Below are 22,337 nucleotides of genomic sequence, written 5' to 3' on the forward strand. Positions count from 1 at the left end.
GGATGGCGATTTCGCAACGGGCACGCATGGCCAAGGTCAGCAGCCCGCTGGGCGGCGATGTGCTGCTGCTCGACCGACTGGACGGCCACGACGAGCTGGGCCGGCTGTTCGACTACGAACTGGAACTGGTCTCCGAAGACCACAACCTGCAACTCGACGCCCTGCTGGGCAAGCCCATGGGCGTCTCGGTGGAGCTGTCGGACGGCAGCCAGCGTCACTTCCACGGCATCGCCGCGCGCTGCAGCCAGTCCTCCGGTACGGGCCAGTTCGCCGGCTACCACGTCACCCTGCGCCCCTGGCTGTGGCTGCTGTCGCGCACCTCCGACTGCCGCATCTTCCAGAACAAGACGGTGCCGGACATCGTCAAGCAGGTGTTCCGCGACCTCGGCTTCTCCGACTTCGAAGACGCCCTCACCCGCAGCTACCGCGAGTGGGAGTACTGCGTGCAGTACCGCGAGACCAGCTTCGAGTTCGTCAGCCGGCTCATGGAGCAGGAAGGCATCTACTACTACTTCCGCCACGAGCAGTCGCGCCACGTGCTGGTGCTCTCCGATGCCTATGGGGCCCACACCACCGCTCCCGGCTATGGCTCGGTGCCCTACTACCCCCTCGAAGACCAGATGCGCGAACGTGACCACGTCTACGACTGGCACATGGCCCGCGAGGTGCAGCCGGGCTCCCTGGCGCTCAACGACTACGACTTCCAGCGCCCCAGCGCGCGCCTGGAGGTGCGCTCCACCATCAGCCGGGGCCACAGCAACGCCGAGCACCCCCTCTATGACTACCCCGGCGAATACGTGCAGACCGGCGACGGCGAGCAGTACGCGCGCAACCGCATAGAGGCCATCCAGACCCAGTACGAGCGCGTGCAACTGCGCACCAACGCCCGTGGCCTGGCCTCGGGGCACCTGTTCAAGATGACCGGCTACCCCCGCGCCGACCAGAACCGCGAGTACCTGATCATCGGCGCCCGCTACGCGGTCAGCCAGGAAGCCTACGAAAGCGGCTCGGCCGGCGGCACGCTGCAGTTCGACAGCAGCCTGGAGTGCATCGAGGCACGCCAGCCGTTCCGTCCCATGCCGACCACCATCAAACCCATCGTCCAGGGCCCGCAGACAGCCATGGTCGTCGGCCCCAAGGGCGAGGAGATCTGGACCGACCAGTACGGACGGGTGAAGGTGCATTTCTATTGGGACCGGCATGACCAGTCCAACGAGAACAGCTCCTGCTGGATCCGCGTGTCCCAGGCCTGGGCCGGCAAGAACTGGGGCCACATCCAGATCCCGCGCATCGGCCAGGAGGTGATCGTCAGCTTCCTCGAAGGTGACCCGGACCGCCCGATCATCACCGGCCGCGTGTACAACGCCGAGCAGACCGTGCCCTACGACCTGCCCGCCAACGCCACCCAGAGCGGGGTCAAGAGCCGCTCCAGCAAGGGCGGCACACCGGCGAACTTCAACGAGATCCGCATGGAGGACAAGAAGGGCGCCGAGCAGCTCTACATCCATGCCGAGCGCAACCAGGACATCGTCGTGGAGAACGACGAGACCCACTCCGTGGGCCACAACCGCACCAAGAGCATCGGCAACGACGAGACCGCCCGCATCGGCCAGGACCGCCTGCGCGCCGCCAAGCGCCACGACACCCTGGTGGTGGGCGGTGCGAAGAGCGACAGCGTGAGCACCCGCTACCTGATCGAGGCCGGTGCGCAGATCCGCCTGGTGTGCGGGCAGAGCGTGGTGGAGTTCAACGCCGACGGCGTGATCAACATCTCCGGCACCGCCTTCAACCTGTTCACCGCCGGCAACACCGCCATCGACACCGGCGGCCGGCTGGACCTGAACTCCGGCGTGGCCAGCGCCATGCCCACCAATGGCGAAGGCGACAAGGGCGCCATCGACGGCAAGGTCAACGCCCTCTTCCCGCCGCCACCCAAGAGCTGAAATCTGCCGGGGCCGTGCAAGGCGGCCCCGGTCTTTCCCGGCTCGACACGCCGCGCCGGCCCGAAGCAAAGCCCCATGTAGCCGTAGGCAAGCGCGAAGGCGCCCACGCCGGTCTTTGCCCTTCCTGCTCGTCAAACCCGCACCCGGCCTCGCCTTCGGCCTTCCGGCGCCGGCCTACAGCCAGCCGCGCGAAGGGCCTGTAGTAGTCCCCTATTACCCCCGCCTGCCGCTTCGCGGCCAAGCTGCCTGCTCCCTTCCCAACACGGAGCACGCAATGCCCAAGTTCATCCACACCATGATCCGGGTCGGTGATCTCGCCGCCTCCCTGGCGTTCTACCAGCAGGGTTTCGACCTGGCCGAAAGCCACCGCCTGGAGTTCGAGGATTTCACCCTCGTCTACCTGCGCGACGCCAACAGCGGCGCCGAGATCGAGCTGACCTGGAACAAGGGCCAGGCGCAGTACACCCACGGCAGCGGCTACGGCCATGTGGCCTTCGTGGTGGACGACCTGGAGGCCCACTTCGAGCGGCTGCAGGGCCTCGGCTACGCGCCGGCGCCCATCAAGGCCTTCGAGCGCGACGGCGAGCTGCTGGCCCGCTTCTTCTTCGTGCAGGACCCAGACGGCTACAAGATCGAAGTCCTGCAGCGCGGGGGCCATTACCAGTAGCCAGCCGTTCCCGCTCCGTCCCCCTGCTGATCCGACGACAACAACAAGGAGATCCGCATGTTCGACGCGACCCTCAATCGACGCCACTTCCTCAAGGGCAGCAGCGGTGCCCTCCTCGGCACCCTGCTGTTCACCTCCGGCCCCATCGCCCTGGTCGCCCCATCACTCACCTGGGCCCTGGACCTGCACCACCTCGACAGTGCCCTGGCGCTCAGGCTGATGGCCGTGGTGAAGCGCCTCTACCCCCACGACGGCATGGAGGACGCGGTCTACGCCTTCGCCGTGCAGGCGCTGGACAGGCAGGCCGGGCAGGACCCCGCCCTGGGCGGCCTGCTGCGGGACGGGCTCGATGCCCTCGACCGGGATGCGGGGGGAGACTGGTCCTCGCGCAGCGAGGCCGAGCAGGAGGCGCTCCTGCGCGCCATCCAGCACACGGCGTTCTTCAGGCAGGTACGTGCCCAGGCGTCACGGGCGCTGTACAGCAACGAGCTGGCCTACCGCCACTTCGGCTACGAGGGCGCCTCCTTCGGCAAGGGCGGCTACCTGATGCGGGGCTTCAACGACCTGCGCTGGCTGCCCGCTGCGCCCGCCGATGCCAGCCCCTCCGCCACCTGACGAGGTACTCCCATGACGACGTTCAGCCTGAATGATGACTCGGTCATCGTGATCATCGGTTCCGGTGCCGGCGGCGGCACGCTGGCCAACGAGCTGTGCCGGCGGGGGCTTCCCGTGGTGCTGCTGGAGGCGGGCAAGCGCGAATCCCCGGCGACCTTCATCAACGATGAGTGGCCCTCCTTCGAACAGCTCGCCTGGAGCGACCCGCGCACCACCTCCGGCAGCTGGCAGGTGGCACGGGACTTCCCCGACCTGCCCGCGTGGATCTGCAAGACCGTCGGCGGCACCACCACCCACTGGGCCGGCGCCAGCCTGCGGTTCCAGGCCCATGAGTTCCGCGCCCGGCAGACCTACGGCAACCTGCCCGGCGCCAACCTGCTGGACTGGCCGCTGAGCCTGGAAACGCTCGAACCCTATTACGCGAAGGCGGAAGCGCGCATGGGGGTGACCCGCACCCACGGGCTGCCCGGCCTGCCGGGCAACAACAACTTCCAGGTGATGTACAACGGCGCCCGCAAGCTGGGCTACACCCAGTGCTCCACCGGCCACATGGCGATCAACAGCCGGGCACGGGACGGCCGGGCGCAATGCATGCAGCTGGGCTTCTGCTTCCAGGGCTGCAAGATGGGCGCGAAGTGGTCGACGCTGTACACCGAGATTCCCCAGGCCGAGGCGACCGGGCGGCTCGACCTGCGCCCGCAATCCCAGGCGGTGCTGATCGAGCATGACGCCCGTGGCCGCGCCAGCGCCGTGGTCTATGCCGACGCCAAGGGGCAGCTCCACCGGCAGCGTGCGCGGGCGGTCGCCGTGGCCGGCAACGCCATCGAGACCCCACGCCTGCTGCTGCACTCCAGCAGCACGCTGTTTCCCCATGGGCTGGGCAATGGCTCCGGCATGGTGGGCAAGCACTACATGCGCCACACCACGGGCTCGGTCTTCGCCGAATTCGCCGATCCGGTGCACTTCTACCGCGGCACCATCATGGCGGGCATCGTCAGTGACGAATCACGCTTCGACCCGGACCGGGGCTTCGTCGGCGGCTACGAGATGGAGACGATCTCCCTCGGCCCCTCCTTCATGGCGGCCTTCTTCGACCCGGGTGCCTGGGGACGGGACTTCACCCGCGTGATGGACCGCTACACCCACCTGGCGGGGATGTGGCTGGTGGGCGAGGACATGCCTCGGGAGAGCAACCGCGTGACCCTCAGCGATACGGTGAAGGACCGCTTCGGCATCCCCGTGGCGAACGTGCATTACGACGACCACCCCAACGACATCGCCATGCGCGAGCACGGCTACCGCCAGGGCCAGGCCCTCTACGAGGCAGTCGGCGCGCTGAAGACCCACCGCGTCCCGCCCTACCCCTCCACCCACAACCTGGGCACCTGCCGCATGAGCGAGAAGGCGGCGGACGGCGTCTGCAACGGCTACGGCCAGAGCCACGAGGTGCCCAACCTGTTCATCTCCGATGGCAGCCTGTTCACCACCAGCGCGGCGGAGAACCCCACGCTGACCATCGTCAGCCTGGCGATCCGCCAGGCGGAATACATCGCCCAGGCGCTCGACAAACGTGCGGCCTAGGCTGCGCTAACCGGTTAATGGGCCAGGGACGGCCCTTTTTTAACCAGCTTGCAGCCACTAGAAAATGGCGAGCTGCTTCAACCTGTTCAGCTACTCGCGTGGCTTGCCGGCTTCGTAGGCTTCCCGGGTGATCTCCTCACCGAAACGGAGTGCTTCGTTGTAGAGGCGGCTGTCCTGAGGTACAGGCTCGACGCTCTCCGATTGACCATAGAACTTCACGAATACCTGGCCCTGGCGATGGTCCCAACGAAACATGACATCCTCGAAGTCATAGTCGATGTAGATATCCCGCTGTTGAAAGGCTTTCCCCTTCTCAATTCCCAATGCTGTTCCTCACGGCTTCGTAATAAGCACGACTCTGTTCTGCGATTGCCTGGGCTTCTGGGCTATCGCTGCCCAGCACCCGCCAGTCTTCGTAATATTTGTGGCCTTTGCCACCCGGGACACCGGCTTTTTCAGCCACAGCGTTGTAGACGTCGTCCCCCAGCAGCTGCCGCGCCAGCGGTTCGGACTCTTTCGCGTAGATCATTTCGGGCGAGTTCACCTGAATCTCAGCTGTGATACCTGCCTTGGTTTTCATCGTCGCGTTGATACCGCTATAGCCCAGTGGGTCTTCGGCGCCGTCGATGACCCTGACCTTGGCACCCATCTCCTTCAGTTCGGCCGCAACCGTCGCGATCTTTTCCTCTGGAACTATCACCGTGTTCCGCGCCAGATCCTTGATTCTGGTGGCATCACCTTCATACTCACCCTCAATTTTCTGCAACGCACGCTCACGCGACTTGATAGGCGCCTTGGCTACCGTTCCCTGATGCTTGGCTGCGAGGGCGTCGGCAACGGCATCGATCTCGGCTTTTGCCGCAGGCGCCTTGGCGTAGACCTCCTCGAAGGTTTTCGGCGTCTTCGGGGCTCCCAACTTGGCCATTTTCGGCCCCATGCCCAGCAGCGCCAGACCCGCAACACCCTGCAGCAGGTCGCGGTAGCCGGGGCCCAGCCGATCCCCCAATTGGCCCAGTAGCTCCATGCCGGCAAACATGGCGCCACCAATCACAACGGTCGTCGCCAGCACGGCGAGCCCCGCCATGGCCGCCACCACCAGACCGACGCCCAGGGCTGCCAGGCCGAGGATCTCCAGGCCGCTGTGCACCCAGCCTTCGATGTCCAGCACGAAGGCCACGCGCTCCGTCGGGCCGCCGATGAAGGTGTTCTCGCTGCCGGTCTTGATGTGCGCACCGCAGCTCATCTTGCTGGTCAGCCGGGCCGCCGGCTTGCCGTTGATGTAGACCGTGGCGCTGCCTTCGGCGATGACCACTTCGAACGGCCAGTAGGGGTGGCTGCATGGCAGGCCGCTGCAGGAGGACGCGGCATCCTCGCCGGCGCGCATCGCGTTGCGGGCGTTGACGAAGACGTTGGGGCTGCCACGTATGAGCACCCCGGTGGTCGGCTCCGGCAGGTTGAAGATGGTGCTGAGTCCCTTGACCACCTGGAACATGGACAGGCCACCGGCAGCGATGGAGCCGGCCATCACCGCCAATGCGACACCGCCTGTGGCGGCCGTCGCGGCGATCACCGCCGCACCGATCAACGCCCCCGCCACCGCCCCGGCGACCATGGCCGCCAGGCCGAAACCGTGGGCGATCTCATCCCCTAGCCGTGCTGCTGCCTGCGCATCCATCGAGGTACTTCACTTCCTTGCTCGGGCCGTCGGCGGCCCCGGTCAGGCTGCCGGAGGCAGCGGCTTGAGGGTCTGCATCGCCTGCTTCCAGGCCGGCTCGTGGAACGGCAGGTCCTGGGGCGTGGTGGTCAGCGTGGTGATCAGCACCGCCGGCTTGCGCTCGATGAACACCTGGCGAAGCATCAGCACCCGGCCATCGCGCTGCCAGGTGTAGTCCAGCAGCACCGCAGGGGCACCGTTCAGGTTGATGTCCCACTGCTTGACCAGGGTGAACCCGGGCAACTGCTGGCGCGCATTGGCGAGCTGCTGGGCGATGTAGTCGGCGAAGGGCATGTCGCCCTGGCTGGGGTCGCGGCTGATGACGAAGCTGGCTTCCTTGGCGCTGCCGGTGGCGGGCAGCTTGAAGATGTTGATGCTCTGGTCCTGCCAGGCATCGGGGACGTCCAGGTCCGCCTCATTGAGTCGGTAGAGAGTCACTGTACTGAAGGCCTTCCCTAGGTGATGGGCTCTGCGTAGGAACTGCCTTATTGACCACGGCACATCATCCTACGCCCGGCGGGCGAAAATCTTCAGGCAACCGGGCCCAACAATCAAGGACAACCCCCCACGCGATGCTCAGGGCTTGCGCTTGGTCTCGCTTCTTGGCCTGGAGCGGTGGAAACGGGATCACCTTCAAGGACACCTCACGGCGTGCAGCTCTACCTTTGCCGCAGAACGCCCCACCCGCTTTCGGACAAACACCCCATGACGACCGCTCCAAGCACCTTCTACGACGACAACGCCCCTGCCCTCGCCGCGCTCTACACGCACGTCGAAGAGGCCGACCTGAAGGCCGTGCGCGCCGCCCTGGAGGCTCATCCACAGTGGCTGGCCGTGCCCCTCTTCGGCCTGGCCAGCCAGGGGACGCTGCTGCACCTGGCGGCTCGCCATGGCTGCCTGGAGATCGTCGACTACCTGGTGAAGAAGGGGCTCGACACGGGGGTTCTCGATGGCAGCCACGGCACGCCGCTGGTCGATGCGGCGGGCGCGGGCCACCTCGCGACGGTGCGCTGGTTGCTGGACAACGGCGCGGCGGTGGATGGCGATTGCAGGGGCATCCTCACGCCGCTCATCGCCGCGGCCGTGGGCGGCCACAGTGAGGTGGCTGAGCTGCTGGTGCAGCACGGTGCCGACCTCGACCGCCTGCACCTGCGCTTCAACCAGACCGCTCGCGATACGGCGCTGATCTGGGGTCATGCGGCGCTGGCGGAGTGGCTGGCTGAACAGGGCGGGCACTGCGCGCAAGAACAGATGGACTACACGCGGGTACGTGGCAGCGGGATCTTCGAGCACATCTTCGAGCGGGTCGGCTTCGTCCTCACGCCCTGCCCCAGCCAGAGGCTGTGCGGGCAGGATATCGACCTGCGGACGGCACTGGTCGGCAACGGCCGGGCCCACAAGCTGCTGTTCACCCTGGGGGTACACCTCTCCCAGCCGCGCATCGAGCTGATGATCGCCCTGCCCTACGACTGGCCGTTGAACCAGGCAGCCATCACCTCCGACCTGCCTTGCGCCTTCCCCGCCCAGCTGCTCTGGCGCGCAGCGCAGGCACGCCTCGAAGGCGGGGCGATCCACGAGGGTTGGCTGGCCGAACGCGGGGATGAGCGCTTCCACGACCTGCCCTGGCCGGAGGGTGTCGATGCCATGGTGGCGGTGGACTACCGCTTTCCGCCCGCCACCGAGGGCGCGACCGAAGGCGAGGTGACGCTGTTGCTGCTGGTGCCCATGGGCTATCCCCGCGCCGGGCGGCTTACGCCAGAGAAGCTGGCGGACTGGGCCGGCAAGAAGCGCACGGCCAGCTGGAAGGCGGTGGCGATCAAGGCCTGATTGGCCGCGCCGCGTTCATTCCGATTCGCTAGGCACCAGGTCCGGCCCGCCCAGACGGTCTCGCAGGTGCAGCGAGGCACGCAGCAGCGCTCCCCAAATCCCGTCAGCGCCGTTCCAGGAGGCGCCGGCCCAGCGGGTATCAGCCACCAGAGACGTGCGTGCCCGCTCGATGCACGCCTTGAGCATCACGACGACGGGCTCCAGCCTCCAGTCGAACAGCGGAATGCCCTTCCCCACCTGGGCATAGCGGTACTCCCAGATCCAGGCGTGTATGCAATAGATCGCGCGGTTGTGATCGGGATGCCCAGCGAGCAGCGCCAGGCAGGCATGCGTCAGGCGCGCCCCCAGTTCCGGGTCAGCGGTCTCGCGCCAGTACGGCAGCAGCAGCGCCTCGAACGCGGCACCGAAGTTCTGAGGCTCCTCATGCTCGGCACGTGCCTCGTGGAAATACGGCGGCTCGCCCAGCAGGAAGGCACCCAGGGCGTCGCGGGCCAGCGCCTGGCTCAGCAGGTCCGGCTGGCTCACGGCCATTGTACCTTCACGCCACGCGCCAGCTGGGCAGCGATCCAATGGGCGTCCTTCAGCGCACGGGCCAGCTCGGGATCGGTCTCCTCGAACTCCTTGACCGCCAGTGCGCCCAGGCTGCCCTGGTGCAGCGGGGTGCGATCCAGCGTCGGGTCCTGCACTGCGCGGCGCAGGTACACCAGCTCCGCTTCAGCCTGGGCGTAGGGGGCGAAACCCGGCAGTCGCTGCTTGCGCTCGCGCACCAGGACCAGGGCGTGATCCAGGGGCTCCAGCACGCTCACGTCGGCTCGCCGCGAGGCGTGCCCGCGGGCTCCAGCAGCAGATGATCCAGGGTACGGGCGCGGCAGGCGCGGACCATGGGCAGCGCGCTTTCCAGGTCGCGGCGGTAGCGCTCGAAGGATTCGCGGGTGATGGCGTAGCGCTCTTCGTAATCGACCAGGCCATTGCTCACCGGGATGGACAGGTAGTAACGGTCACCACCTTCTTCGACCCCCAGGGCGAACCGGTGCCGGGGGCTGAACACTACGTCACGCCAACTCACTCGGGGCGCTCCAGTGCGACCAGGGCGCGGTGGTAGCGGGCGACGCGGGCCAGGTCGGCTTCACCCAGTTCGGGCAGGCGGGTGACATCGAGGTTGTCGCGGATGTCCTCGCGCTTGACCCGCCGGGCCAGGGCGTTGGGCCGGATGCGTTCGATGAAGGCTTCGTAGGTCTCGCCTTCACGTCGACTGAGGCAGTCGACGGCCTGCACCACGGACTCGGGGATGCCGAGGATGCGCAGGTCCTCGAGTTTGACGTCGCCATCCTCGACCACGTCGTGCAGTACGGCTGCCATCTGCGCCTCGGGATCCTCGAAGCGCAGCATCAACCGCAGGGGGTGCAGCACATAGGCCCGACCGGCCTTGTCCCGTTGACCGGCATGGACACGGCAAGCCAGGGCAATGGCGGTTTCCAGTGGGGTATTCATTCCTTGGGCTCCTCTGTGAAGGGCGCGGAGGTTAGCAGCCTGAAACCTGCCGTGCCGGAACTGAGACACGCCACGCAGCCTTGACGGCAACCGATGGACAGCCTCCGGGGACTGTTCTAAAAAGTTCGCCGGCCCTGCCCGCCGCCGTGCGGTCGGGGTTACGCAAGGATTCGCGGATATCGGAAAAAGCGCTCGGCAACGGCCTCGTCTGCTACAACTTCGACCCAGGGTTTTCCCGCCCTCCCGGCTCGCCGGGCAAGTCGATTTCCTGGCGACGGGCCGCTGACGCGGAACCACGCCCCGGCGGTGGCATACGAGGCAAGGAAGGCGATGCAAATCACTCAATCGACCCGCATGGCGAAAGTCAGCAGCCCCCTGGGCGCCAACGTCCTGGTGCTGGAACGGCTGGACGGCCACGAACAGCTGGGTCGCCTGTTCGACTACGAACTGAGTCTGGTTTCAGAAAACCCCGCCATCAAGCTCGACGCGTTGCTGGGCAAGCCCATGGGGCTCTCGGTGGAGCTGCCCGACGGTGGCAAGCGCTACTTCCACGGCATCGCCGCACGCTGCAGCCAGTCTTCCGGTACCGGCCAGTTCGCCGGCTACCGCGTCACCCTGCGGCCCTGGCTGTGGCTGCTGTCACGCACCTCCGACTGCCGCATCTTCCAGAACAAGACGGTGCCGGACATCATCAAGCAGGTGTTCCGCGACCTCGGTTTCTCCGACTTCGAAGACGCCCTCACCCGCAGCTACCACGAGTGGGAATACTGCGTTCAGTACCGCGAGACCAGCTTCGAGTTCGTCAGCCGGCTCATGGAGCAGGAAGGCATTTACTACTACTTCCGCCACGAGCAATCGCGCCATGTACTGGTGCTCTCGGATGCCTATGGAGCCCACAGCCCGGCCCCCGGCTACGCGTCGGTGCCCTTCTACCCCCTCGAAGACCAGATGCGCGAGCGTGACCACGTCTACGACTGGCACCTGGCGCAGGAAGTGCAGCCCGGCTCCCTGGCCCTCAACGACTACGACTTCAAGCGTCCCAGCGCACGCCTGGAGGTGCGCTCCAGCGTCAGCCGCAGCCACAGCAACGCCGACCATCCGCTCTACGACTACCCCGGCGAATACGTGCAGACCAGCGATGGCGAGCAGTACGCACGCAACCGCATCGAGGCCATCCAGACCCAGTACGAGCGCGTGCAGCTGCGCACCAACGCGCGCGGTCTGGGAGCCGGCCACCTGTTCAAGATGACCGGCTACCCCCGGGACGACCAGAACCGCGAGTACCTGATCATCGGTGCCCGCTACGCGGTCAGCCAGGAGGCCTACGAGACCGGCTCCGGTGGCGGCCTGCAGTACGAAAGCGACCTGGAATGCATCGACGCCGGGCAGGCCTTCCGGCCGATGCCGACCACCATCAAGCCCATCGTCCAGGGGCCGCAGACGGCCATGGTGGTCGGGCCCAAGGGCGAGGAGATCTGGACCGACCAGTACGGCCGGGTGAAGGTGCACTTCTATTGGGACCGGCACGACCAGTCCAACGAGAACAGCTCCTGCTGGATCCGCGTGTCCCAGGCCTGGGCCGGCAAGAACTGGGGTCACATCCAGATCCCGCGCATCGGCCAGGAGGTGATCGTCAGCTTCCTCGAAGGCGACCCGGACCGCCCGATCATCACCGGCCGCGTGTACAACGCCGAGCAGACCGTGCCCTACGACTTGCCCGCCAACGCCACCCAGAGCGGGGTCAAGAGTCGTTCCAGCAAGGGCGGCACGCCGGCCAACTTCAACGAGATCCGCATGGAGGACAAGAAGGGCGAGGAGCAGCTCTTCATCCACGCGGAGAAGAACCAGGACATCGAGGTCGAGAACGACGAGACCCATTGGGTCGGCCACGACCGCACCAAGACCATCGACCACGACGAAACGGTGCACGTGAAGCACGACCGCACTGAGACAGTGGACAACAACGAGACCATCACCATCGGTGTCGACCGCACCGAGCAGGTCGGCAACAACGAGACCATCACCATCGGCGTCAACCGCACCGAGAAGGTCGGCAGCAACGAAAGCATCACCATCGGCGCCAACCGCACCGAGCAGGTCGGCAGCAACGAGAACATCACCATCGGCAGCAACCGCACCGAGAGCGTCGGCGCCGACGAGCGCATCACCATCGGTGCCAACCGCACCGAGCAGGTCGGCAGCAACGAGAACATCACCATCGGCAGCAACCGCACCGAAAGCGTGGGCAGCAACGAGAGCGTGGACATCGGTGCCAACCAGACCACCAGCATCGGCAAGAACGAGTCCCGCAGCGTCGGCCAGAACCGCAGCACCAGCGTGGGCCAGAGCGACAGCCTGGACGTGGGCAAGCACTTCTCGCTGAACGCCGGCGACTCCATCACCCTGGTCACCGGCTCCGCCAGCCTCATCATGAAGAAGGACGGCACCATCGTCATCAGCGGCAAGAACATCACCATCGACGGCTCCGGTGCGATCAACGTCAAGGCCAGCAAGAACGTCGTGGTGAAAGGCCAGAAGATCCTGCAGAACTAGGCCCTGCGGCCAGGGAGTAGCACATGACAGTCCACACCCACACCCCGGCCGCCACCCGCCTCGACGGCGTGGTGATCGGCGTCCTCCTCGATGTCCCCGAAGCGTCCAGCCCCGTGGTGGCCTTCCCCGGCTGCCCATCGGAAACCGGCATCGCCGCGACCACCACCACCGTGCTCGCCCGCGAAGACATCGGCACCCAGGTGGCGCTGATGTTCGTCGGCGGCGACCCGTCCCGCCCGCTGGTCATCGGCCGCATCCAGCGTCTGCCGGAAGTCCGCCAGGCGCCGGCGGTGGCCCACATCGACGGCGAACGCCTGGAGTTCTCCGCCGAGCGCGAGATCGTCCTGCGCTGCGGCAAGGCCAGCATCACCCTGACCCGCGAAGGCAAGGTGCTGATCAAGGGCGCCTACCTCTCCAGCCGCTCCTCGGGCGTCAACCGCATCAAGGGCGGTTCGGTGCAGATCAACTGACAGAGCCGCGCCCATGGAATTGCTCAACGCCACACGCCTGATGGCTGCCTATACCCAGGGCCTGGCCCCGGATGGCCGGGAATCCCTGGTGGTGGTCGCCAAGGGCACCTTCGACCTGCCCCTGGACGGCCGCGAGGCGAGCCTGGCGGAGGTCCAGCGCCCGCTGCTGATGGCCGACGAATACGTCGGCGAACCCGGCCTCTCGGCACCCCGCCAGGAGATGGACTTCGCCCCGGTCAAACCCTTCTGCGACGTGCTGGTGATGGGCAAGGCCCATGCACCCAACGGGCGCCCCACCACGCAGATCACCGCCGGCATCCGCGTCGGCCGGGTCAGCAAGGCCTTCAGCGTGCTCGGCCCCCGCCAGTGGGTGCCCGGCGCCCTCGGTGCGGCCCCGGGAGCCCCGCAGCCCTTCATCGAGCAGGACATCGGCTACGCCCACGCGTTCGGCGGCAGCCACGCCATGGCCGACCGCCCCGACTTCGCCGACAGTTACCTGGCCAACCCGGCCGGCCGCGGCTGGTACCCGAGGAGCGCCAGCACCGCCGACATCGTCGGCATGCCCATGCCCAACACCGAAGCCCTCGGCCACCCCATCGACAGCCCCTACGGCGACTTCACCCCCATGGCCCTCGGCCCCATCGGCCGCCACTGGCCGCCGCGCATCGGCCACGCCGGCACCTATGACGACGCCTGGCTGGCGGACCACTTCCCCTTCCTGCCGCCGGACTTCGACACCCGCTACTACCAGGCCGCCCCGCCGGACCAGCAGACCGAGTACCTGCAGGGTGGCGAGGACGTGCTGCTGCTCAACCTCACCCAACAGGAACGCGCCGGCTTCAAGGTGCCGAAGATGCAGGTGCCGGTGACGTTCTTTTTGAAGAAGGGCGGCCACGAGACGGTGCAGGCGGTGATCGACACGCTGGTGGTGGACACCGACGCCGGCAAGGTGGAGATCACCTGGCGCGCGAGCCGCGTACTGAAAAAAAATATGTTCGAGATCAACAGTGTGCTGTTGGGCACTAAGTCCTCCGCCTGGTGGCGTGCCCGTGAGCTGGGCAAGACTTACTATCCATCCCTGGATCGGCTGGTAGATTCTCGGCTAACCAAGGAAAGCGAATGAGCCAGGCGGTCTGCATCATCAGCTCCGGCATGATTAGTGCCGTAGGCCATAACGCGCCATCCAGTTGTGCGGCCATACGCTGTGCGATAGACAACTTTCAGGAAAGCCGCTTTCTTGATAGTGGCGGCGAATGGCAAATGGTGGCGGAGGTTCAACACGAACAGCCCTGGCGAGGGCGCACCAAACTGGTGAAGATGGCGGCAGCCGCCATCCTCGAAGCATTGTCCAACAGCCCCGTTAAAGATGCGTCCTTGGTACCTCTGCTACTAGGCGTCGCGGAAAAGGAACGGCCAGGCCGACTCGCCAATCTAGACGAGTCCCTCATCAAGGATATCGAACGAGAACTGAACGTTCGTTTCCACACATCATCTGCCGTAATCCCCAGAGGAAGAGTCAGCGGAGCAATAGCCTTACTCAACGCAAGGAAGCTGATTTACCAAGCTGGTCACCAGCATGTGCTGATCGCCGGTGTCGACTCCTTTCTCAACGGCGAAACCCTTGCCTTTCTCGACAGCCAGGAACGACTGCTCACAAGCCGCAACTCGAATGGTTTCATCCCAGGCGAAGGCGCTGCTGCCGTCCTGCTCTCGGCACCGACTCAAAGCCCAGCCCCCCAGTTGGGTTGCATTGGATTGGGATTCGGTGTCGAGGAAGCCACGGTCACCGCTGAGGACGTTGCTCATCGGGCAGAAGGACTCACTCAGGCAATTCGCAACGCCCTTGTCGAGGCGAACTGTGGCTTGGAAGCCATGGACTACCGGCTGACTGACCTTTCAGGTGAACAGTATTACTTCAAAGAAGCAGCCCTGGCTCTCAGCCGTGTATTGCGTGTTCGCAAAGAGCATTTTCACCTCTACCACCCTGCAGACTGTATCGGCGAATGTGGTGCGGCAATCGGCCCTGCAATGCTCGTGGTCGCGTTGGCGGCCTGCAGGAAGGGGTACGGTGAAGGAGCAAATATTTTCTGCCACCTGGGCAACGATGCGGGTGAACGCGCAGCGATGTTGCTCAGCTATCAGACTGTAAGGGTGAACTGATGGCCAACCAGGTTTTCGCCAACGGAATGGAGGTGTCCTGCAAGTCCGCAAACGGAAAATCGATCGCGGCCTTCCCGGACGTTTGCTTTACACCACCGCAGGCCCCTCCCACCCCCACGGGCGTGCCTATCCCCTATCCGAATACGGGGATGGCCAGTGACACAAGTAACGGCAGCAGGACCGTCAAGATCACCGGCAAGGAGGTCATGCTCAAAGATAAAAGCTACTTCAAGACGAGCACAGGGGATGAGGCTGGCTGCGCGCCCAAGAAAGGCATTATTACCAGCAAGATCAAGGGCAAGGTCTACTTCACCGCTTGGTCCATGGATGTGAAATTCGAAGGCGAGAATGTGGTTCGTCACATGGATCTCATGACCCACAACCATGCATCCCAAGGCCCCAATACCCCACCTTGGATGTACATGGACGAGATGGCGTTGGCCAGTGCATCCGAGCAATGCAAGGCAGAGTCGAAGAAGACTCAGGACTGCATGGAAAAGCACGCCAAGAACAATACCCATCAGCAGAAGCGTAAAGACCACCGAAAACCGGGTGCCACGCAAGCGGCCGCCGTCAGCGACAACAGTCAGGTGGACTGGAATGCCCTTCTGAAAGCCGATGCTGGCAAAGGTGAGTTCTACAACAAGACTGGCGCGCTCAACGACATGTGTGAGGACAAGGACTGTAAGGATCAGTTCGACTGCAGCCTAGTGCCATTCGACCACGGGTGCTGCGCTGGAAAGACTCCGCACCATGTGGTTCCCGCCCACTGCTTCCTGCCCTCTGGCGAGCGCAAGAGCGGCTCTGGGGATCGTTACCCCGGTACAGACAGCTACGACGACACAAAGGCGCCCTGCATATGTCTTGAAGGTGCAACCAAAAGCGACAGCGCTGACGGCAAACTCAAAGAACACGGCCAGGTGCACGCTATCGTCGATGTCGCCGAAGACAAGTTCATGAAAAGCGAAAAGCAGTTCACGCCCACCGGCAAACCGAAAATGAAGAAGGGCGAAGAGGTCATCAAGAAGACAGCCGGGTCATGGAGCTTCGAGCAAGCCAACGACGCAGGCTGCGACGCGGTTTCCAAGGTGAAGCAGAAGTGCGACAAAGAATGCATGAAGGCCCAGAGTGAAGCAGCCCATAAGAAAATGGGACTCGATGTAGGCAAGGGCAAATCGGACAAACTCATGCTACGCGCTGACTCATCGGGCAATCGTACACCACCAGGTTTCGTTCCTCAGGGAGCTGTAAGTGCCCCCGCAGGCATGTTCTGATTCTTTTAAGGAGCTCCAATGTCATCTTCTAAGGTCCCCGTCAGCTTCCTCAATGGATTTTCCCCGCGAAATGGGGTGATCGGGGTGCTTGGCTTTCCACACGGGCTCGACAAACGAGCCGAGTTCACTCGCTTCTTCACCTACATCGACGGCAACTGGGGTGCATCAGATCTGGAGTACCAAGGCAAGTCGCTAACCAGCCTTACTGATGCGTCGAGAGGCTACAGAGCATGGTGGCTGCTAGGAAAAAATGGCGAAACCACTGAACTGACAGCCAGCGGAAAAGTGGATGAGCAGATACCTGGAGCAGGCCTCAATGTGGCCGAACCTTACGGGTATGTAGAGGTGATCCGGAACATCGCGGGGCAACTCTACGTATGCGGATACGGGCGACAGGTCTACAAGCGGGTGGGTGACGACTGGATATCCATCGCCACGGACATCCTTACCCGCGAGACAGCAAAAGGATTCATGGACATTGCCGGAATCTCGGAAGATCAGGTCTACGCCGTGGGCTGGGGCGGAGAAATCTACTTCCACGATGGACGCCGCTGGCACAAGGACGACAGCCCGACTACAGCACACCTGACGGGTGTGCGTTGCCTGGAGAATGGCCAGGTTGTTGTTTGCGGGCACAAGGGGGTGGTCTTGCGTGGTGCCTTCAACCTTTGGGAGGTAGTTGACGATAATGGATTGAATGGCAACTGGTATGACATCGAAGTCTATGGCGATACCATCTACTTGGCCGGTAACAACCAACTGGCGAAGGTCGAGAATGACAAGATTGTGCCCATAGATATCGGCATTGGCCGCTCCGTCTCCACCCATAAACTGCATGTAAAAGACGGCCTTTTATGGTCGTTTGGCGAAGACGACATTGTCGTATTCGACGGGCAGAAATGGCAGGAGATTATCCATCCGGACAATGCCTGATGGATATGGAGGTCCTGATCCTTGCAAGTTGCTAACGTCCTCGACCAACACGCCGAAGAAGCCGACTTCCTCGCCGGCCTGCGCGACTACGCTGTGCGTGCGCCACATTACGACCTCAAGCACCTGCGCACCCTCGACAGTCGCATCGAAGCACACCTGGACGGGTTGCTGATCGCCGGGCTCAAGGGGCTCGACCTGCTGCTCAAGGCGCTGTCGCCCCACGCCACCGGCGAAGTGTTCGCCGCCACGGCACTGGCCTTCATGGCCGGCAACGGCCCGGCGCTGTCGAGCCTCGCCGAGCACCTGCGCAAGGCGCCGGACGGCGAGCGTGGCTTCACTTCGGCACTGGGATGGCTGGAGTGGGCGACCGTCGAACCCTGGATCGAGCGCCTCCTGGCCTCGCCCGAGCCGCTGTTCCGGCGCATGGGCCTGGCGGCCTGCGGCATGCATCGGCGCGATCCCGGCCCGGCCTTGCTGGCCGGCCTCGCCCACAGCGACCCGGGCGTGCTGGCGCGCGCGGCGCGTACGGCCGGTGAACTGCGGCGGCGGGACCTGATGCCCGCCATCCGTGCCCACCGCCTGCACGACGACATGGCGGTGCGTTTCTGGGCCAACTGGGCCACGGTGCAGATGGGCGACGAGGAAGCCCTCGGCCCGCTGCGCCTGCTGGCAGAGCACCCCGGCCCGTTCCGCCTGCGGGCGTTGGGCGTGCTGCTGTGCTGGCAGCCCCGGGAGGCCAGCATCCAGTGGTTGCGCGCATTGATGGGCGATGCCCGTCACCACCGCCTGGTGATCCAGGCCACCGGGCCCTTCGGTGACCCAGTGGCGGTGCCCTGGCTGATCCAGCGCATGCACGAACTGCCCCTTGCCCGGGCGGCCGGCGAAGCCTTCACCCTGATCACCGGGGCGGACCTCGCCGATCTGGACCTGGAGCGGCGCCAGGTCCCCGACTATGACGCCGGCCCCACCGATGATCCTGAAGACCCGAACGTGGACATGGACCCGGACACCGACCTCCCCTGGCCCGATCCGGCGCGCGTCGAGGCCTGGTGGCAGGCCAACCGCCCACGCTTCGCAAACGGCACGGCCTACCTGCTGGGCGAACCTCTCAGCGAAGCACGCTGCCTGGCGGTGCTGCAGAGCGGCTACCAGCGCCAGCGCGTGGCAGCCGCCAACGCCCTGGCACGCTTCGTACCGACCCGCCCCGTCTTCCCCACCAGCGCCCCTGCCCTGCGGCAGCGTCAGTTGCTGGGCTGCTGACAAGACCAACCTGACCATGGCCGGCGGCCCGCAGCCGGATTACCGCTCGCCAGTACCGGAAACCCAAATGGATACCAAAGCAGCACTCCAGGGCTACAGCATCACCTCGGGTACCGTCCGCTATTCCGACCTTGCCTACCTAGTGACAACACATGACCAGGCTATGACTGAAGGGCATACCGGCTCCCTGCTGTGCACTCTGGATCGTGGAACCTGGGGCGCAGGCGTCGTCGACTGGCTGGCATGTTCCGGAACTGTCTGCCACACACCCGCCGAGCGTTACCTGGTGCTGGGTACCGATGGCTCGGTCCGTACCAGCGGAGGTGGTTCGGTAAAAGAAGAATCGCCCATCGGCAGCTGCGGCGTAGACCCGAAGAAGCGCGGCCCACTGCGGGAGATCCGCGCCGTCGCAAAAGGCCGCGCCTACGCGGTCGGTACCTGCCGACAGGCCTATGTCCGCACCGATGAAAGCCAGTGGAAGTGCATTGACCAGTCCGCCCAGGTCGGCGACGTGGACATCACCGACACCAGTTTCGAATCCATCGACGGCTTCGACGAACAGGAAATCTATACCGTCGGCTGGGAAGGCGAGATCTGGACATACGACGGCGCTACCTTCACCCAGCTGACCAGCCCCACCAACCTGGCGCTGTACAAAGTGCGCTGCGCGCCGGACGGCTTCGTCTACGCCTGCGGCCAGCTCGGCACCCTGCTGCGCGGCCGAGGCGACCAGTGGGAAGTGATCGAGCACGGCAGCACCACCGAAGACCTCTGGGGCATGGAAATCTTCAACGGCGAGGTCTACGTGTCGTCCACCCACTTCGTCTACCGCCTGGTGGACGGCAAGCTGAAGGCTGTCAATTTCGGCGATGACGTTCCGAGCAGCTGCTACCACCTGAGCGCAGCGGACGGAATCATGTGGTCCATCGGCCCGAAGGACGTCATGGAATTCAACGGCTCCACCTGGAAGCGGATCCTGAAAATTGGCTGATAGCGCTGTGGCTTACGCCTAGGGTGTACGGACCGAAGGACGATGAACACCCTCCCCATCGTCCTCGACCAACACGCCGAAAGAGTGCCATCGCGTCCGGGCGCGCAATGGCCAACTCACGGACAGCAAAGGCAACACGTTCACCGCCTACAAGACGGCCAAAACCCAGTCCATCCAGGCGATGGCCAAGGTGTTCCCGAAGTCCAAGTGCTCCAAGTAGCGCATCGAGGCGCAGTTGGATCACTACCACTAGAACCAGTGCGGCATGAACGATCGCACCGCGATAAAGGCAGCCGAGACAGCAGCTGTTGATTCAGTGCATGGAGACCAGCTTGGCAAAGCAATGGACCCATCTCTTCTCCTATGTGACAGGCGTGGTGCGCTACAACGACCTCGCCTATGTCGCCTCGGTATCTGATGAGATGCGCAACAACCGGATTACCCATAGCTACGTGACCGAATGGGATGCGGGTACCTGGCGGGTTGGAGACGACGATGACGCGCTGCCCTGGGACGTGGTGAGCGCCATCGTGGTGCAAGAGCCGCTGGAGCAGGCGCTGTTCCTGGGGTCTCGCGGCCAGGTACTGATGCTGGGGTCGGGGGACACCCACGAAGAACAGCTACCCGATGGCGAGGACGGCATCGAAGGACGGGGCGATGTCCGTGGCGTTTGCACGGTGGATGGCATCGCCTACGCGTGCGGCATGAATCGGAAGGTCTACAAGCGCCACGACGAGAATGACTGGCGCGCCATGGACGCCGGAGCCCGCCCTCCCGCCGAAAGCGAGGAAGTCGTGGGTTTCGAAGCGATTGCTGGCTTCTCCAGCAAGGAAATCTATGCCGCAGGCTGGAATGGTGAGATCTGGGAGTTCGGGGGCAAGAAATGGGTGCAGCGTGACAGCCCTACCAACCTGATCCTCACGGCAATCTGCTGCGCTGAAGATGACAACGTCTACATTGCCGGCCAAGGCGGGACATTGCTGCGCGGCCGCAATGCCAACTGGGAAGTGCTCGAACAGGATGCTGTCGAAGAAGATCTCTGGAGCCTCGCCTGGTTCGACGGCGAGCTGTATGCCTCCAGTAATCTGGGCGTCTACAAGCTGGTGAACGACCAGTTGACCCTGGTCGACTTCGGCGATGAGCAATCGGCCAGTTGTTTCCACCTGAGCGCCGCCGACGGCGTGCTCTGGAGTATTTCGGCCAAGGACATCCTGGCCTTCGACGGCCAGACCTGGACCCGGATCGACTGATGATCCCCATCGTCCTCGACCAACACGCCGAAGGGGCCGGATTTCTCGCCGGCCTGCGCGACTACGCCGTGTTCCCGTCGCAATACCGCCTAGAGCACGTGCCGTCAGCTCGGCTGCTGACAGCCGATAATCGAACACTAAATCCCGGTGCATCCCTGCACCGGTGCGGTGCAGATTGACCGAATTAACCAGTTAGTACATTTTCCTCGCACACGGTGGAGACCACCCCGCCGTGAATGACCTGGAGAATGAGATGCCCCCGATCGTCCTGGTGCTCAACGGCCCCAACCTCAACCTGCTGGGAACCCGAGAGCCCGCCACCTACGGCCACGAGACCCTGGCCGACATCGCCGACCAGTGTGCCCGCACCGCTGCCGGGCTGGGCCTGACGGTGGACTTCCGGCAGACCAACCACGAAGGCCAGCTGATCGAGTGGATCCACGAAGCCCGTGGCCGCTGCGCCGGCATCTTGATCAACCCGGCAGCCTGGACCCACACCTCGGTGGCCATCCGCGACGCCCTGGCGGCGGTCGAGCTGCCGGTCATCGAGGTGCACCTGTCCAACGTGCACAAGCGCGAAGCCTTTCGTCACCACTCCTTCGTTTCCGCCATTGCCGTGGGTGTCATCTGCGGTCTCGGCAGCCAGGGCTACAGCCTGGCACTCCAGCATTTCGGCCAACTGCTCAACAACAAGTGAATGCCATGTCCAACCCGTCCAATTCCGTACTCGCCGGCCTGATCGGCGCCGGCATCCAGGCTTCCCGCACCCCTGCCCTGCACGAGCACGAGGGCGACGCCCAGGGCCTGCGCTACCTCTACCGACTGATCGACCTCGATGCCCTCAAGCTGGACAGCGGCGCCCTCCCCGACCTGCTGCGCAGCGCCGAGCAGATGGGCTTCACCGGGCTGAACATCACCTTCCCCTGCAAGCAGGCCATCCTCCCGCTGCTGGATGAGCTGTCCCCCGAAGCCGCCGGCATCGGCGCGGTGAACACCGTGGTGCTGAAGGACGGCAAGCGCGTCGGCCACAACACCGACTGCCTCGGCTTTGCCGAAGGCTTCCGCCGTGGTTTGCCCGGTGTGCAGCGCCGCCAGGTGGTGCAGATGGGTGCAGGCGGTGCCGGCTCCGCCGTGGCCCATGCCCTGCTGGCCGAAGGCGTCGAGCGCCTGACCCTGTTCGAGGTGGACGCTGCCCGTGGCCAGGCCCTGGTGGACAGCCTCAACCAGCATTTCGGCCCCGGCCGCGCCGCCTTGGGCAGCCACCTGCCCAGCGCCATGGCGGAGGCCGACGGCCTGGTCAACACCACTCCCATCGGCATGGCCAAGCTGCCGGGTACACCGGTGCCGGCCGAACTGCTGCGCGCCGACCTGTGGGTGGCGGAGATCGTCTACTTCCCGCTGGAGACCGAGCTGCTGCGCGACGCCCGCGCCATCGGCTGCCAGACGCTGGATGGCAGCACCATGGCGGTGTTCCAGGCGGTGAAGGCCTTCGAGCTGTTCAGCGGCCGCACGGCCGACGCCGACCGCATGATGGCGCACTTCGCCAGCCTGAACGGCTGAAGCGAAACGGGGCGGCCAATGCCGCCCCGTTCATGTCGGTGAGATGCG

At 64.8% G+C, this 22,337-nt stretch carries 24 protein-coding genes; 17 read left to right on the plus strand and 7 right to left on the minus strand.

Going from position 1 to position 22,337, the window contains the following annotated elements:
- The first annotated feature begins 2 nt into the window (after window positions 1-2).
- The 4 genes from SZ55_RS15000 (at window position 3) to SZ55_RS15015 (ending at window position 4,806) form a co-directional block, all read left to right on the plus strand.
- On the plus strand, window positions 3-1,943 hold the full coding sequence (locus SZ55_RS15000; protein ID WP_044407544.1) for a type VI secretion system Vgr family protein: 1,941 nt from the start codon (window positions 3-5) through the stop codon (window positions 1,941-1,943).
- A 274-nt stretch (window positions 1,944-2,217) separates the two neighbouring features.
- A complete protein-coding gene (locus tag SZ55_RS15005) occupies window positions 2,218-2,610 on the plus strand; it encodes a VOC family protein (protein ID WP_044407547.1) in 393 nt (130 codons plus the stop codon).
- Window positions 2,611-2,667: 57 nt separating this feature from the next.
- Window positions 2,668-3,225 (plus strand): gluconate 2-dehydrogenase subunit 3 family protein, encoded by a 558-nt coding sequence (locus SZ55_RS15010; protein ID WP_044407550.1) that lies wholly within the window; start codon window positions 2,668-2,670, stop codon window positions 3,223-3,225.
- Between the two features lie 12 nt (window positions 3,226-3,237).
- Window positions 3,238-4,806 carry a GMC family oxidoreductase gene (locus SZ55_RS15015; protein ID WP_044407553.1) on the plus strand — a complete coding sequence of 523 codons (1,569 nt, stop codon included), beginning with the start codon at window positions 3,238-3,240 and terminating at the stop codon, window positions 4,804-4,806.
- Between the two features lie 90 nt (window positions 4,807-4,896).
- On the opposite strand, the gene SZ55_RS15020 is transcribed toward SZ55_RS15015, so the two are convergent.
- From SZ55_RS15020 to SZ55_RS15030, 3 genes are read right to left on the minus strand one after another with little or no spacing between them, the layout of a single operon-like run.
- A complete protein-coding gene (locus SZ55_RS15020) occupies window positions 4,897-5,130 on the minus strand; it encodes a hypothetical protein (protein WP_044407556.1) in 234 nt (77 codons plus the stop codon).
- The gene (locus tag SZ55_RS15025) at window positions 5,120-6,481 is read right to left on the minus strand and encodes a PAAR domain-containing protein (protein WP_044407559.1); all 1,362 of its coding nucleotides are present in this window, start codon (window positions 6,479-6,481) and stop codon (window positions 5,120-5,122) included. Before SZ55_RS15025 ends, SZ55_RS15020 begins: the two co-directional genes overlap by 11 nt.
- 42 nt (window positions 6,482-6,523) lie before the next feature.
- Window positions 6,524-6,958 (minus strand): DcrB-related protein, encoded by a 435-nt coding sequence (locus SZ55_RS15030; RefSeq protein WP_044407562.1) that lies wholly within the window; start codon window positions 6,956-6,958, stop codon window positions 6,524-6,526.
- A 267-nt stretch (window positions 6,959-7,225) separates the two neighbouring features.
- On the opposite strand from SZ55_RS15030, the gene SZ55_RS27120 reads away from it, so the two are divergent.
- Complete coding sequence (locus SZ55_RS27120; RefSeq protein ID WP_052807603.1) at window positions 7,226-8,347, plus strand: ankyrin repeat domain-containing protein; 1,122 nt, start codon at window positions 7,226-7,228, stop codon at window positions 8,345-8,347.
- A gap of 15 nt (window positions 8,348-8,362) precedes the next feature.
- Here the strand turns inward: SZ55_RS27120 and SZ55_RS15040 are convergent, their stop codons facing one another.
- From SZ55_RS15040 to SZ55_RS15055, 4 genes are read right to left on the minus strand one after another with little or no spacing between them, the layout of a single operon-like run.
- On the minus strand, window positions 8,363-8,878 hold the full coding sequence (locus tag SZ55_RS15040) for a hypothetical protein (RefSeq protein ID WP_052807604.1): 516 nt from the start codon (window positions 8,876-8,878) through the stop codon (window positions 8,363-8,365).
- Complete coding sequence (locus tag SZ55_RS15045) at window positions 8,869-9,153, minus strand: immunity protein Tsi6 family protein (protein WP_044407565.1); 285 nt, start codon at window positions 9,151-9,153, stop codon at window positions 8,869-8,871. Before SZ55_RS15045 ends, SZ55_RS15040 begins: the two co-directional genes overlap by 10 nt.
- Window positions 9,150-9,413, minus strand: coding sequence for a hypothetical protein (locus SZ55_RS15050; protein ID WP_044407568.1), 264 nt, complete (start codon window positions 9,411-9,413; stop codon window positions 9,150-9,152). The genes SZ55_RS15045 and SZ55_RS15050 overlap by 4 nt, the downstream gene beginning before the upstream one ends.
- Complete coding sequence (locus SZ55_RS15055; protein WP_044407571.1) at window positions 9,410-9,838, minus strand: GTP pyrophosphokinase; 429 nt, start codon at window positions 9,836-9,838, stop codon at window positions 9,410-9,412. Before SZ55_RS15055 ends, SZ55_RS15050 begins: the two co-directional genes overlap by 4 nt.
- 330 nt (window positions 9,839-10,168) lie before the next feature.
- Between SZ55_RS15055 and SZ55_RS15060 the strand changes: the two genes are divergently transcribed.
- The 12 genes from SZ55_RS15060 (at window position 10,169) to SZ55_RS15110 (ending at window position 22,289) form a co-directional block, all read left to right on the plus strand.
- The gene (locus SZ55_RS15060; protein WP_044407574.1) at window positions 10,169-12,391 is read left to right on the plus strand and encodes a type VI secretion system Vgr family protein; all 2,223 of its coding nucleotides are present in this window, start codon (window positions 10,169-10,171) and stop codon (window positions 12,389-12,391) included.
- Between the two features lie 23 nt (window positions 12,392-12,414).
- Window positions 12,415-12,861: a DUF6484 domain-containing protein gene (locus SZ55_RS15065; RefSeq protein WP_044407577.1), complete on the plus strand. Its 447-nt coding sequence runs from the start codon at window positions 12,415-12,417 to the stop codon at window positions 12,859-12,861.
- 13 nt (window positions 12,862-12,874) lie between these two features.
- Entirely contained in the window at window positions 12,875-13,984 is a 1,110-nt protein-coding gene (locus SZ55_RS15070; protein WP_044407580.1) for a DUF2169 family type VI secretion system accessory protein, read from the plus strand.
- Window positions 13,981-15,021, plus strand: a complete 1,041-nt coding sequence (locus SZ55_RS27445) for a 3-oxoacyl-ACP synthase (RefSeq protein WP_082078241.1) — start codon at window positions 13,981-13,983, stop codon at window positions 15,019-15,021. The genes SZ55_RS15070 and SZ55_RS27445 overlap by 4 nt, the downstream gene beginning before the upstream one ends.
- A complete protein-coding gene (locus SZ55_RS28305) occupies window positions 15,021-16,295 on the plus strand; it encodes a PAAR-like domain-containing protein (RefSeq protein WP_044407586.1) in 1,275 nt (424 codons plus the stop codon). The genes SZ55_RS27445 and SZ55_RS28305 overlap by 1 nt, the downstream gene beginning before the upstream one ends.
- A gap of 18 nt (window positions 16,296-16,313) precedes the next feature.
- On the plus strand, window positions 16,314-17,228 hold the full coding sequence (locus tag SZ55_RS15085) for a hypothetical protein (RefSeq protein WP_044407589.1): 915 nt from the start codon (window positions 16,314-16,316) through the stop codon (window positions 17,226-17,228).
- A gap of 21 nt (window positions 17,229-17,249) precedes the next feature.
- Window positions 17,250-18,488, plus strand: coding sequence for a TIGR02270 family protein (locus tag SZ55_RS15090; protein WP_044407592.1), 1,239 nt, complete (start codon window positions 17,250-17,252; stop codon window positions 18,486-18,488).
- Between the two features lie 67 nt (window positions 18,489-18,555).
- Entirely contained in the window at window positions 18,556-19,479 is a 924-nt protein-coding gene (locus tag SZ55_RS15095; RefSeq protein WP_044407595.1) for a WD40/YVTN/BNR-like repeat-containing protein, read from the plus strand.
- A gap of 332 nt (window positions 19,480-19,811) precedes the next feature.
- The gene (locus SZ55_RS15100) at window positions 19,812-20,729 is read left to right on the plus strand and encodes a hypothetical protein (protein WP_044407775.1); all 918 of its coding nucleotides are present in this window, start codon (window positions 19,812-19,814) and stop codon (window positions 20,727-20,729) included.
- Window positions 20,729-20,908 carry a hypothetical protein gene (locus SZ55_RS28050; RefSeq protein ID WP_152644490.1) on the plus strand — a complete coding sequence of 60 codons (180 nt, stop codon included), beginning with the start codon at window positions 20,729-20,731 and terminating at the stop codon, window positions 20,906-20,908. Before SZ55_RS15100 ends, SZ55_RS28050 begins: the two co-directional genes overlap by 1 nt.
- 74 nt (window positions 20,909-20,982) lie before the next feature.
- Window positions 20,983-21,426 carry a type II 3-dehydroquinate dehydratase gene (gene aroQ, locus SZ55_RS15105; protein ID WP_044407598.1) on the plus strand — a complete coding sequence of 148 codons (444 nt, stop codon included), beginning with the start codon at window positions 20,983-20,985 and terminating at the stop codon, window positions 21,424-21,426.
- 5 nt (window positions 21,427-21,431) lie between these two features.
- Complete coding sequence (locus SZ55_RS15110; RefSeq protein ID WP_044407601.1) at window positions 21,432-22,289, plus strand: shikimate dehydrogenase; 858 nt, start codon at window positions 21,432-21,434, stop codon at window positions 22,287-22,289.
- Window positions 22,290-22,337: the final 48 nt, after the last annotated feature.

It is taken from the genome of Pseudomonas sp. FeS53a (assembly GCF_000931385.1).
GTDB lineage: Bacteria > Pseudomonadota > Gammaproteobacteria > Pseudomonadales > Pseudomonadaceae > Metapseudomonas > Metapseudomonas otitidis.

What these genes read in the sequence shown, in the direction of transcription:
- aroQ (WP_044407598.1), top strand. Translation starts at nt 20,983, where the DNA reads ATGCCCCCGATCGTCCTGGTGCTCAACGGCCCCAACCTCAACCTGCTG.
- SZ55_RS15060 (WP_044407574.1), top strand. Translation starts at nt 10,169, where the DNA reads ATGCAAATCACTCAATCGACCCGCATGGCGAAAGTCAGCAGCCCCCTG.
- SZ55_RS15040 (WP_052807604.1), bottom strand. Translation starts at nt 8,878, where the DNA reads ATGGCCGTGAGCCAGCCGGACCTGCTGAGCCAGGCGCTGGCCCGCGAC.
- SZ55_RS15005 (WP_044407547.1), top strand. Translation starts at nt 2,218, where the DNA reads ATGCCCAAGTTCATCCACACCATGATCCGGGTCGGTGATCTCGCCGCC.
- SZ55_RS15110 (WP_044407601.1), top strand. Translation starts at nt 21,432, where the DNA reads ATGTCCAACCCGTCCAATTCCGTACTCGCCGGCCTGATCGGCGCCGGC.
- SZ55_RS15085 (WP_044407589.1), top strand. Translation starts at nt 16,314, where the DNA reads ATGTCATCTTCTAAGGTCCCCGTCAGCTTCCTCAATGGATTTTCCCCG.
- SZ55_RS28305 (WP_044407586.1), top strand. Translation starts at nt 15,021, where the DNA reads ATGGCCAACCAGGTTTTCGCCAACGGAATGGAGGTGTCCTGCAAGTCC.
- SZ55_RS15055 (WP_044407571.1), bottom strand. Translation starts at nt 9,838, where the DNA reads ATGAATACCCCACTGGAAACCGCCATTGCCCTGGCTTGCCGTGTCCAT.
- SZ55_RS15015 (WP_044407553.1), top strand. Translation starts at nt 3,238, where the DNA reads ATGACGACGTTCAGCCTGAATGATGACTCGGTCATCGTGATCATCGGT.
- SZ55_RS15025 (WP_044407559.1), bottom strand. Translation starts at nt 6,481, where the DNA reads ATGGATGCGCAGGCAGCAGCACGGCTAGGGGATGAGATCGCCCACGGT.
- SZ55_RS15010 (WP_044407550.1), top strand. Translation starts at nt 2,668, where the DNA reads ATGTTCGACGCGACCCTCAATCGACGCCACTTCCTCAAGGGCAGCAGC.
- SZ55_RS15095 (WP_044407595.1), top strand. Translation starts at nt 18,556, where the DNA reads ATGGATACCAAAGCAGCACTCCAGGGCTACAGCATCACCTCGGGTACC.
- SZ55_RS15070 (WP_044407580.1), top strand. Translation starts at nt 12,875, where the DNA reads ATGGAATTGCTCAACGCCACACGCCTGATGGCTGCCTATACCCAGGGC.
- SZ55_RS27445 (WP_082078241.1), top strand. Translation starts at nt 13,981, where the DNA reads ATGAGCCAGGCGGTCTGCATCATCAGCTCCGGCATGATTAGTGCCGTA.
- SZ55_RS15000 (WP_044407544.1), top strand. Translation starts at nt 3, where the DNA reads ATGGCGATTTCGCAACGGGCACGCATGGCCAAGGTCAGCAGCCCGCTG.
- SZ55_RS15065 (WP_044407577.1), top strand. Translation starts at nt 12,415, where the DNA reads ATGACAGTCCACACCCACACCCCGGCCGCCACCCGCCTCGACGGCGTG.
- SZ55_RS28050 (WP_152644490.1), top strand. Translation starts at nt 20,729, where the DNA reads ATGATCCCCATCGTCCTCGACCAACACGCCGAAGGGGCCGGATTTCTC.
- SZ55_RS27120 (WP_052807603.1), top strand. Translation starts at nt 7,226, where the DNA reads ATGACGACCGCTCCAAGCACCTTCTACGACGACAACGCCCCTGCCCTC.